This is a genomic window from Luteibacter sp., from assembly GCF_051958795.1.
In the GTDB taxonomy this organism is placed as follows: Bacteria; Pseudomonadota; Gammaproteobacteria; order Xanthomonadales; family Rhodanobacteraceae; genus Luteibacter.
In genome coordinates this window covers 1-10377 of record NZ_JBQCFT010000248.1, presented here as the reverse complement: position 1 = coordinate 10377, position 10377 = coordinate 1, and the positions used below count along the sequence as shown (strand labels likewise).

The following is a 10377-nucleotide window of genomic DNA, read 5'->3' as shown; positions in this document are numbered from 1 at the left end:
CGACCAGCTCGGTTGTTTTCCGCTGCTGGCCGCGGGCGGGATCATCGTGGCATCGCTCTATTCGGGGAAGAGCACGAGCAGGGCGTTGATCGCCAAGCGCGTACTGGGCTTCCCGCCGTTTGTCTGCCTCATCATCGGTGTCATCGCTGGCGTGTTCGGCGGCTGGCCGGTTGCCGTGGACAAGCTCTTGCTGCAGATCGGCCAGACCCTGACGCCGCTGGCGCTGTTCTCGGTCGGCCTGCAGTTCAAGCTGCACCTGCAGCGTGACCAGGTCGGCGCCCTTGCCGCGGGCCTGGGCTGGAAGCTGGTGCTTGCCCCATTGATCGCGCTGGGCGTGGGCCTGGCGGCCGGCGTCGGTGGTGTGATCCTTACCGTAGGCGTGCTGCAGGCGGCCATGGCGCCGATGATCTCGGCGGCGATCCTGGCCGACCAGCACGGCCTGGAGCCGCGCCTGGCGAACACCGTGCTGGGGGCGGGCATCCTGCTCTCGCTGGCGACCATCCCGCTGGGCAACCTGTTCCGGCCGGCCTGAGGCTTGGGTTTGCCGCGCGGCGGCCGCACACTTCTCCCATGACCGAAACTTCCATGACCGCTGGCGTCCGCGCCGACGTGTGGCTCTGGGCCGCGCGCTTCTTCAAGACCCGCAGCCTGGCCAAGCAGGCCATCGACGGCGGCAAGGTGGAACTCAATGGCGCCGCCTGCAAGCCGGCCAAGACGGTGCACGTAGGCGACCAGCTGCGGATCACCCGCGGCGAGGAGCGGCTCATCTGCCTCGTGGCCGGGCTGGCCGAGAAGCGTGGCCCCGCGCCCGACGCGCAGAAGCTCTACCAGGAGACCGAGGAAAGCGTCGCCGAGCGCGCCCGCATGCGCGAAGACCGCCGGCTCACCGGTGGCGCGCTGTTCCGGCCGGATGCCCGTCCTGACAAGCGCGACCGCCGTCTTATCCAGGACCTGAAGAAAACCCTCTGACACGCGATGTCGCACCGCGGACGATCTGTGGGAGCGCGCTTGCGCGCGATAGGTCTTGCCGCTAGCACCCATCGCGCGCAAGCGCGCTCCCACAGGCAGTGGGCATGAAACCTGTTTTCATCCGGCGTGAGATTTTGTAGCCTCGCGGCATCCCGGTGACGTCCCCACACCGGCGGAGGGATTCGCATGGTTCCAGCGTCAGGCATCGCACCGGGCCGGCTTGTCAGCCGGCATGGGCGGACGCGATCGCACGCCGTCCTGCTCGCGACGTCTGCGCTGCTGCTTCTCGCGGGTGTTGCCACACCGCTGCTCGTCGCCGCCGGCGGCTCACTCGCCGCACACCCCGTCGCCACGGTGATCGCCGCTTTGCTTTGCCTGGGCGGGCTTGGTCTTGCCGTCGCCTGGAAGGCGCTGGAGCCGGCCACCGTGCTGTCCTTGCACGAGCGCGGCGTGGTTATCCAGCACACGCGCACGAAGACCAACGACTTTGTGCCGTTCGCGCACATGGCGGACCTTTATCTCTACCGGACAGGGCAGCAGGGCGGGCTCGTCAATGCGCTGGCATTCCGCCGCGATGCGCAATCGCCCTGGATCGATGTCCTCGACAATCTCGGTGATGCATTTCGCCTGCGTGGCGCGATCATCGAAGGGCAGTTGCGCGAGCGTGGTCCGCTGACCTTGCGCGCACTCGAAGCCGGTGAAGGCGTCGTCTTCCACACGGTAACGGACGAAGACCGCCACGCGCGGCGGCAGGGACGCGGCGCGCAGGATACTAAGGCAAGCGCGTTCTACCTGAGCCCGCTCGGCGTGGAGTTCGAAGGCATGACGATTCCGCTCGCGGACATCGCCTCCGTGGACGAAGGCACGACGTCCGGCTCGTTGCGGTTGCTCGATGAACGCGGCAACACCCTATGGGGCGTGCACTACCTGTCGCTGTTCAGCGCCGACTTGTTCATAGTGCTGATGCGCACGCTGATCGAATCCCGCCATTACGGCCTTGGCGGCGTGACGAGCAACAAGAGCTACTAGAAGAACGCCTCCCGCCCCGGCCACCGGGCTGCTGAATTCTCAGGGCGGGGCGGAAGGCATCACGGCACCGATGGATGGAGAGTCGATAGGGGCCGTGATGGGGTGACTATAGGAGCGCCCAAACCGCGAGGGAATTCGATTGTTTGGATGGCGCCGATAGGGCGGCCCTATCGTCGAAACGTCCCGGATGCCCGCCGTAGGAGCCCACCCTGTGGGCGACGCCGTTCGCGAAAGCGCTACCGGCCATGCCGTGTCATCGCGAAAGATGTCGCCCACAGGGTGGGCTCCTACGGGGGACTAGCGGAGCATCTTGCGTAGTTTGTACAGCTGCTCCAGCGCCTCACGCGGGCTGAGATCATCCGGGTCCACGGCACGCAGGGCTTCTTCCACCGGCGACGGTAGCGGCGGCGCGAACAGCCCCATCTGCGGCGCAGCCGTCTCCGGGGCCGCGACCGCGGCGGTGACTTCGTGGCCTTGCTCCAGCGCCGAGAGGTAGCGCCGCGCATCAGCGATCACCGTCTTCGGCAGGCCGGCCAGCGCCGCGACCTGCAGGCCGAAGCTACGGTTGGCCGGGCCTTCCTTCACCGTGTGCATGAAGACCAGCTGGTCGCCGTATTCCACGGCATCCAGGTGCACGTTGGCGATGGTGCGGTATTCGCCAGCGAGTTCGGTCAGCTCGAAGTAGTGCGTGGCGAACAGCGTGTACGCACAGCTGGTCGCGGCGAGATGCACCGCGGCGGCGCGGGCGAGCGAGAGGCCGTCGTAGGTACTCGTGCCACGGCCCACCTCGTCCATGAGCACCAGGCTGCACTCGGTGGCGTTGTGCAGGATGTTCGCCGTCTCGCTCATCTCCACCATGAAGGTGGACTGGCCGCGTGACAGGTCGTCGCCCGAACCGATGCGGGTGAAGATGCGATCGATCGGGCCGATGATGGCGGCCGACGCCGGCACATAGCTGCCGACATGAGCGAGCAGCACGATCAGCGCGTTCTGGCGCATGTAGGTCGACTTACCGCCCATGTTCGGGCCGGTGATCATCAACATGCGCCGCGACTTGTCGAGGCTCAGGTCGTTCGGTTCGAAGGGCTCGTCGCGCACCTTCTCGACCACCGGGTGGCGGCCGCGCTCGATGCGGATGCCAGGTACGTCGGTGAGGACCGGCGCCGCCCAGTCGAGGGCCTCCGCGCGCTCGGCCAGGTTGGCCAGTACGTCGAGCTCGGCCATGGCCGACGCGGCGATCTTGAGCGTGCCGAGCTGTTCGATCAGCTTGTCGAGCAGCAGTTCGTACAGCGCACGCTCGCGCATCAGCGAGCGCTCCTTCGCTGAGAGCACCTTGTCCTCGAACTGCTTCAGTTCCTCGGTGATGTAGCGCTCGGCGTTCTTCGTGGTCTGCCGGCGCGTGTAATGCGTCGGCGCCTTCTCCGCCTGCGCCTTGGTGATCTCGATGTAATAGCCGTGCACGCGGTTGTAGCCGACCTTGAGCGTCGGGATACCGCTGCTGGCCTTTTCGCGTTCTTCCATGTCGACCAGGAACTGGTCGGCGTTGGTGGACAGGCGGCGCAGTTCGTCGAGTTCGTCGTCGTAACCATCGGCGAGGACACCGCCATCGCGCAGCAGCACGGGCGGCTGTTCGATGATGGCGCGGGCGAGCAGGGCGGCGGTTTCGGCGTGGTCACCGATGCGCTGCACCAGGTCGTGCAGCAGCGGGCTGTCGACGCCTTCGATCTCCTCGCGCAGGCGCGGTGCGGCGGCGAGGCCATCGCGCAGCGTGGAAAGATCGCGCGGGCGTGCCGAGCGCAGGGCCACGCGGGCGAGGATGCGTTCCAGGTCGCCGACGCCGCGCAGCTTCTCACGCAGCGTGCCGTGGCGGCGCGTATCGATCAGCGCGCCGATCGCCTGGTGGCGGCCGCGCAGCAGCGTGCGATCGCGCAGTGGGCGGTTCAGCCAGCGGCGGAGCAGGCGAGCACCCATCGGCGTCACGCTTTCGTCGAGCACGCCGAGCAGGGTGTTTTCGACGTTGCCGCTCTGGTGCGTGTCGATCTCCAGGTTGCGCCGGGTTGCGGCATCCATGGCGATCGTTTCGCTGGCGTTCTCGACGGCCATGCCGGTGAGGTGCGGCAACGCGCTCTTCTGGGTTTCCTCGACGTAGCCGAGCAGGCAACCGGCCGCCGCGACGGCGAGCGGCAAGCCATCCACGCCGAACCCGCGCAGGTCGCGGGTCTTGAAGAAGCGGCACAGCTCGCGGGTCGCCGCATCGCCATCGAAGTGCCAGGGCTGGCGCTTGCGCACGCCGGGCAGGGAGGTGACGAGCTTCGGCCACGCCACGTCTTCGCTGACCAAGGTTTCGGCCGGCTGCAGGCGGGCGAGTTCACCGGCAAGGCCTTCGGCGGTGGCGGTTTCGGTGAGCAGGAAGCGGCCAGTGGAAAGATCCACCCAGGCCATGCCGTAACCCTTCGGGCCCGCGGCGATCGAAAGCAGCAGGTTGTCGCGGCGCTCTTCCATCAGCGCCGCATCGGTGACCGTACCCGGGGTGACGATGCGCACGACCTCGCGCTTCACCGGCCCCTTGGAGGTGGCCGGATCGCCGATCTGCTCGCACAGGGCGACGGATTCGCCGAGCTTCACCAGGCGGGCCAGGTAACCCTCCACCGCGTGGTAGGGCACGCCTGCCATGGGGATCGGCGCACCGGCCGACTGGCCGCGCTGGGTCAACGTGATATCGAGCAGGCGCGCCGCCTTGCGGGCGTCGTCGTAGAACAGCTCGTAGAAGTCACCCATCCGGAAAAACAGCAGGATATCCGGGTGTTCCGCCTTCGCCGCCAGGTACTGGCGCATGAACGGCGTATGCCCGGCCGCCGAGGCGATGTCTTCTGCTAAAGCCATGATTTTGCTTGGTTCCATGCCGAAGGCGTGCCACCCATGGCACGCCGGTCGTACATGATACCGCCCCGGCGCTGGAACAGCCCCGGTGGCGATCGGCACGAGCTACGTCAGGGCCGGATGCTTCGGCTCCCCAACGGCGCACGCCGTGGCTGTTGCAGGCGAGCGAGCTGGGCGGTGATGGCGGCGAGCGTCCGCGGGCCGACGAGGCCATCCGCGCCAAGCTTGTGCAGGCGCTGGAACGCCCGGACGGCCTCGGCGGTCCCGGGGCCGAACACGCCATTGATCTCCAGGGGGCGCCCTTTGCCATCGGTGAAGCACAGGCGCATCAGGTTCGTCTGCAGGGCGCGTACATCCAGGCCCCACATGCCCTCCCTGAGCAGGCGTGGTGGCTGCTCAACCACCGGCAGCAGGCCGAGCCCGGCGGAAAGATCCTGCATGGTGAAGGGCGACAGCCGGGCCTCCCATGCATCGAAACGCGCCTGGCGATCGTCCAGGCCATTGAAGCCGCCGTTGATCGCGAGCGTCGCGGCCCTGACGTCCTGCAGTGCCGAGATCGGCACGCGCGTCTGCCAGAACCAGATCGCGATGTGCGAGGCCGTCTCGGGCTCCGCGGCAAGACCCGGAATGCCGAGCAGATCGATGCGCAACTCGTCGGCAGCCGCGCGGTAGTTGTCCTTCCCGGTGAGCTGGATGTAACCGCGGCCGCGGTACCGCCAGCCATCGCCCGGCGCGTCGTTGCCAAGCCGCCCTCCGTACATGAGCTCGGCCAGCGATTCTGGCTTGCCCTGCAGGGCGAGTTTCTGCGCGGCCTCGAGCGCCTCACGGCCCTCGCGCCACGCCGAGCGTACTGGGATGTGCTCGATCCCGCGGCTATAGCGAAAGCTCTCCTCGAGCACGCTCAGCCCGTTCGATTCATGGCACACCTGCGCCATGAAGTTCGCCAGTTCCAGTGGATGGATGATGCCGGCCGCGTAGGCCAGTGTCGCCAGTTGTGATTCGCGGTTCATGGTGATGCGTCGTCCCTTGCCTTGCGGTTCCGTGGGCCCACTCCGTGAGCCGGGTGCACGGTAACGCGCGGCGGACTACAGCGTCCGGCGGGTATGCCTGTGAGTTGTGTAGGCGAATGGTGACGCTGGGGGTCGGGGATTTCCCTATGGGCGCAGCGTTTTGACCACGTGGCACGCTAGTATTCGGCCCATGCCCACGGGAAAGGAAACCATCAGGATGCGACGCTTGGCTATTGGAAAAGCACTGTTCGCGATCGCGGGCCTGCTAGCGATCAGCAGCGGGGCTTCTGCGGCGTCATCCGGTGCCGAAGAGAAGGTCTTCCGGCCATCAACGTTGGACAAGGGCATTGCAGGCGCGGGTATCGCCCAAACCGCGAGCGACCGAGCCGCCCTTGTGGGCGAGTGGGGCTACCGGACTGACTGCAACCTCGGCCACGACGTGGAGGTCACTATTCACGAGGGGTCGCCGGCGTTCGAAGGAACCTGGTCAGACGGAACCCGGACGACCGGTAGCCAGGGCCGCCTCCAGGGCGCATGGCATGACGGCACCCTTGCCGTTCGCTTCTGCACGGACGATGACGAGCGCGGCGGGTACCCAGCCTGTCCCGCCTACAGCGAAGTCGCGGCCTACATGACAGCGGAGGCCGGGAAGCTGGCGTGGTACCGCGCCAACGGTGCGGCGCGAGGGAAGGGGAAACAGTACGTTGTTCTTGATCGCAAGCCGAAGGGCGGCGACGTGCCTAAGGATACGAAGTGCAAGGGTGGCGGTTAGCCAGGCGCGAACCGGAAAGGTTACGCGCCTGAAGCGGGGCGCTGATCAAGGCCCGTGAGGCCGCATCGAAGCCTGTTGTACCTGGTTCTGGGCCTGCGTTGCCTGCTGGGTCTGTGCCTCTTGCTGATGAGCGGCGGCCGCCGCGGTCCAGCGCTGAGAACTCTGCTCCAGTGGCGTGCTGATCGCTTGATGCGTGCTCACTTCGACGTACTTCTTGTGCGGGGAATTCAACTCCCCCTGAACCGCGTACGCCTTGCTGCCATCGTCATTCAGCACCACATGGTTGATCTGCTTCAGACCGTCCCTCGCCGCAGCGACGGCGAGTGCTCCTGCGAGCTTTTGCGTGTTCTCATCAGGCTTGCGTCCCAGATCCTTGTCGACGGCCGACGCGCCCCGGTAAGCCTGTGTAAAAAGTTCATGGCCCGGGTGGTCCGCTCTCCGGATGTCCGAATCATTGCTCGGTGGGGTTGGAATCGGCGCTCCGTAGGTGGCGGTGCCCAGCGCATTCGCCGTGGCCGGATCCGAAAAACGCTCCGACACACGGTGCATGGCAGCCCGCGTGGCGTCGAGCAGGCTATTGCCGGCGTCTCGCGCCATCTGCGCGCCGTGGATGGCCTCGCCGGCGGTGTAGAGAGCTTGGCCGGCCATCGTCGTAGCCATTGCCTCCGCCGAGCCGCGCATGGCGCGAGCGCCAATCAGCGCCGGCTCCGTCAGGTTTGAGGTCAATGTAGTTCGGTGCGCAAGGATATCTCCCCTGAATGCATCGACGAGTTCCTTGTTGTTTTCGTATCGCTTCGCGGCCACATCATTGACGATGCTAGGATTGTCGGGAGCTTTATCGAAATTCGCCATGTAGTGGGCTCCGATGTCGGCCCCTGCGAGCATCCGACCGACACCATGTGCTCCCGGAGCGCCATACCCGGCCGCTTTAAGCGCTTCGATGTCCGGGGTCGTCGCGTAGACCCGCACCTCGCCGAAGTGCTCGCTCGCGGCACTCACAACGTCGGTCGCCCGGACATGGTTGATCATCTGACCGCCGCCCGACTTTTCGTGCCCTATCAGCCCAACGATGCCATAGGCATTAAAGGTCTCTCCGTGGAGACCGAACTTTTCAGCATTCAACTGCGCAAGACCACCGCCGAGTGAATGGCCGGTCACGGTTACTACGTCCCCGGCATCAAGACTTGTGCCGCGTGGCACGGCACGTCTAAGCGTATTCGCGGTGTATATCTCGGATTCGATCGCCTGAAGATTGACGCGTTGCCCGACCATGATTCCATCGACAACGCTATCAAATGGGTCGTCAGTGCCGCGAAACGCGATAACCATGTCCTGGCCGTCCTTCTCACGGAACGTCGTCGCTGAGAACCCAGTTATGAGGCTTGCGGCTGAGTCAACAACTACAAAGTGTCGCCCACTCGTTTGCACATCGTCGCCGATGCGTAAGTCTTCGCGATACGAGGCCGCGGACAGGTTGGCATATTCATCGGTACGTTGATTCACGTGTTGCCTCCTTGGCAGTTAGCTCAATTTGAAATGCTTTGTCGGGGTGAGTGATCTTGGACTTGTCACGAAGCCCCGTGTCGATCAATCGATCCGCTGAATCTTCGTACGATTCGATAGAAAAATAGGGTGCTGTGGAACTGACTTCGTGTGCCTGGGGCGGGACGATGGAGGCATGAAAACCCCGGCGCTTCCTGATGAATGAAACGGCGACTGACGTAAGGCGCCAATGGCAGACACCTTGTCCGAAGTAATCTCCATCCATCAGCGCATCGGCAGCGAATCGGGCCCGATACGCAATTCCTGCAGGCGTCACAGGTAAATCAATGGTGTAGTGAGGCGTGTCACGCACCCCGGACACCTTGCGTAGCGGCGCGCACTTCGTGTTCTCGACCTCATAGAACGCCTTTGCTTCGACCCGGTCGAAGTCACCGGGCGGGTTCTTGACTACGGCGGAAAGCTCGAAGAATCTGACCGGGCTCGGATTGAGTTTGACGTCCGGATGAGCGCTTCCGCTGCTGCACGCAGCGATCATGACGATCGCTAGCGCGCATAAGCAACGTCGGAGGGTCGGAGCTGGTGGCCTGCTCATTAATTCTCCTAAATTGGTGCGGTATTACACCGCCAACACCGGCACATCCGTCTTCTTCAACAGCCGCGACGTGAAGTACTTATCCTGGTAGTACTTGATCTTGTCGCACATCACCGGGTGCGGTATACCTTCGAAGAAGAACACTTCCTTGTCAGTGCCCATGGCCTTGAGTTCCTGCGGGAGCATGAGCGCACGCTTCTCTTCGGTCTTGCTCTTGCTGTCACCGCCCTTGCTCTTGGTGACGTTGGTCTTGGTGACCGTTGTGTAGCCGAGCATCTCGGAGTAGTCGTTCGCGTCCTGCTGTTCGCGAGGTGCATAGACGATCTGCAGCGCGTGGTTGGTGATGACCGTGCGCGAGACATCCTTGCCGTATACGGCATCGAGCTGGGCCATGCTCTGGATGATGGGTAGCAGGCGGATGTTGTAGCCGGCCATGTACGACACGGCCGAAGCGATGATTTCGACCTTGCCGATCGAGGTGAATTCGTCCATCAGCAGCAGGCACTGGTGCTTCAGTTCCGGATTGGTCTGCGGCAGCTCCTTCGTATTGAGGTTGATGAGCTGGCTGAAGAACAGGTTTACGATAAGGCGGCTTTCGGCCAGCTTGTTCGGTTGGATGCCGATGTAGATGGTCATGCGCTTCTTGCGCACATCGGTGAGCAGGAAGTCGTCGTGGCTGGTGGCGGCGTCGAGCACCGGGTTAAGCCACGCGTTGAGCGGTTCCTTGAAGGTGCCGAGGATCGAGGCGAACGTCTCCGCAGCCTGCGAGAGCAGGTTGGCGAAGGCCGACTTGGCGTTGGCGCTGAGGAAGGGCTTTTGCGACAGGGCGCCGTACAGCTCGCGAAGGTCGGTACCGTCGCCCGACGAGAGGCGGTAGATCATGCCCAGCGTCGGCTTGTCGCGGAGCATCTCGGGCAGATTGTTCTTCTCGTCGTAGTCCCACTTCTCGCAGAGGTAGAGCGAGAAGGCCATGAACGCGTTGCGGGCCTGGCTGACCCAGAATTTCTGGTCGTCCGAGCCGTCGGGGTAGAGCATCGAGGCGATGCTCATCAGGTCCGAGACACGGAACGCCGGGTCTTTCGAGACGTAGTTCAACGGGTTCCAGCGGTGCGTGCGGCGATCTTCCGCAAACGGATTGAACAGGTAGATCTCCTGGCCCTGGCTGGCGCGCCAGCCGCTGGTCAGGTCGAAGTTTTCCTGCTTGATGTCGAGCACGACCACCGATTCCTGGTAATCCAGCAGGTTCGGGATGACCACACCCACGCCCTTGCCTGAGCGGGTGGGCGCGGCCAGGATCACGAACTGCTGGCCGGGCAAGCGGACCAGATCGCCCTTGAAGCGGCCGACGAGGACACCATTCGGGGCGGGGTCGAGCATCTTTTGCTTGCGCAGGTCGGCCGCTTTGGCGAAGCGCGCATCGCCGTGCATCGATTGCTTCTTCTTTTTCAGGATGAAGAAGAGCGACACCGCCCAAAGCAGCTGGGGAATCAGGAAGCCAATGATGCCGGCCGTCTTGATCTTCCAGACGTAAGGCTGGACCTGGGGGAGATCCAGCGCCTTGACGTAGTTGATGAACGTCATGAATCCGAGCGGTACCTGGCCAAGGCCGAGGAACCACAACG

At 64.5% G+C, this 10377-nt stretch carries 9 protein-coding genes; 4 read left to right on the top strand and 5 right to left on the bottom strand.

Annotated features, from left to right (window positions below):
• From ACTHLF_RS12540 to ACTHLF_RS12530, 3 genes are all read left to right on the top strand, one after another.
• The coding region (locus tag ACTHLF_RS12540) for an AEC family transporter (protein WP_440327682.1) at positions 1–532 on the top strand (532 nt) is incomplete at its 5' end.
• 53 nt (positions 533–585) lie between these two features.
• A complete protein-coding gene (locus ACTHLF_RS12535; protein WP_440327681.1) occupies positions 586–969 on the top strand; it encodes an RNA-binding S4 domain-containing protein in 384 nt (127 codons plus the stop codon).
• 186 nt (positions 970–1155) lie between these two features.
• Positions 1156–1998 carry a hypothetical protein gene (locus tag ACTHLF_RS12530; RefSeq protein WP_440327680.1) on the top strand — a complete coding sequence of 281 codons (843 nt, stop codon included), beginning with the start codon at positions 1156–1158 and terminating at the stop codon, positions 1996–1998.
• Between the two features lie 297 nt (positions 1999–2295).
• Here ACTHLF_RS12530 and mutS read toward each other — a convergent pair whose 3' ends face one another.
• Together mutS and ACTHLF_RS12520 are read right to left on the bottom strand one after the other, a co-directional pair.
• Complete coding sequence (gene mutS / locus ACTHLF_RS12525; protein WP_440327679.1) at positions 2296–4881, bottom strand: DNA mismatch repair protein MutS; 2586 nt, start codon at positions 4879–4881, stop codon at positions 2296–2298.
• A gap of 107 nt (positions 4882–4988) precedes the next feature.
• Complete coding sequence (locus ACTHLF_RS12520) at positions 4989–5888, bottom strand: peptidoglycan-binding protein (protein ID WP_440327678.1); 900 nt, start codon at positions 5886–5888, stop codon at positions 4989–4991.
• Positions 5889–6114: 226 nt separating this feature from the next.
• Between ACTHLF_RS12520 and ACTHLF_RS12515 the strand changes: the two genes are divergently transcribed.
• A complete protein-coding gene (locus ACTHLF_RS12515) occupies positions 6115–6660 on the top strand; it encodes a hypothetical protein (RefSeq protein ID WP_440327677.1) in 546 nt (181 codons plus the stop codon).
• 45 nt (positions 6661–6705) lie between these two features.
• Here ACTHLF_RS12515 and ACTHLF_RS12510 read toward each other — a convergent pair whose 3' ends face one another.
• The 3 genes from ACTHLF_RS12510 to ACTHLF_RS12500 all read right to left on the bottom strand — a co-directional run.
• Positions 6706–8163, bottom strand: a complete 1458-nt coding sequence (locus ACTHLF_RS12510; protein WP_440327676.1) for an XVIPCD domain-containing protein — start codon at positions 8161–8163, stop codon at positions 6706–6708.
• The gene (locus ACTHLF_RS12505) at positions 8144–8698 is read right to left on the bottom strand and encodes a hypothetical protein (protein ID WP_440327675.1); all 555 of its coding nucleotides are present in this window, start codon (positions 8696–8698) and stop codon (positions 8144–8146) included. Before ACTHLF_RS12505 ends, ACTHLF_RS12510 begins: the two co-directional genes overlap by 20 nt.
• 81 nt (positions 8699–8779) lie before the next feature.
• The coding region (locus tag ACTHLF_RS12500) for a type IV secretory system conjugative DNA transfer family protein (protein WP_440327674.1) at positions 8780–10377 on the bottom strand (1598 nt) is incomplete at its 5' end.

Bases quoted from the DNA above. Each gene is read 5' to 3' on its own strand.
- ACTHLF_RS12530 (WP_440327680.1), top strand. From the start codon at position 1,156: ATGGTTCCAGCGTCAGGCATCGCACCGGGCCGGCTTGTCAGCCGGCAT.
- ACTHLF_RS12535 (WP_440327681.1), top strand. From the start codon at position 586: ATGACCGCTGGCGTCCGCGCCGACGTGTGGCTCTGGGCCGCGCGCTTC.
- ACTHLF_RS12520 (WP_440327678.1), bottom strand. From the start codon at position 5,888: ATGAACCGCGAATCACAACTGGCGACACTGGCCTACGCGGCCGGCATC.
- ACTHLF_RS12505 (WP_440327675.1), bottom strand. From the start codon at position 8,698: ATGATCGCTGCGTGCAGCAGCGGAAGCGCTCATCCGGACGTCAAACTC.
- mutS (WP_440327679.1), bottom strand. From the start codon at position 4,881: ATGGCTTTAGCAGAAGACATCGCCTCGGCGGCCGGGCATACGCCGTTC.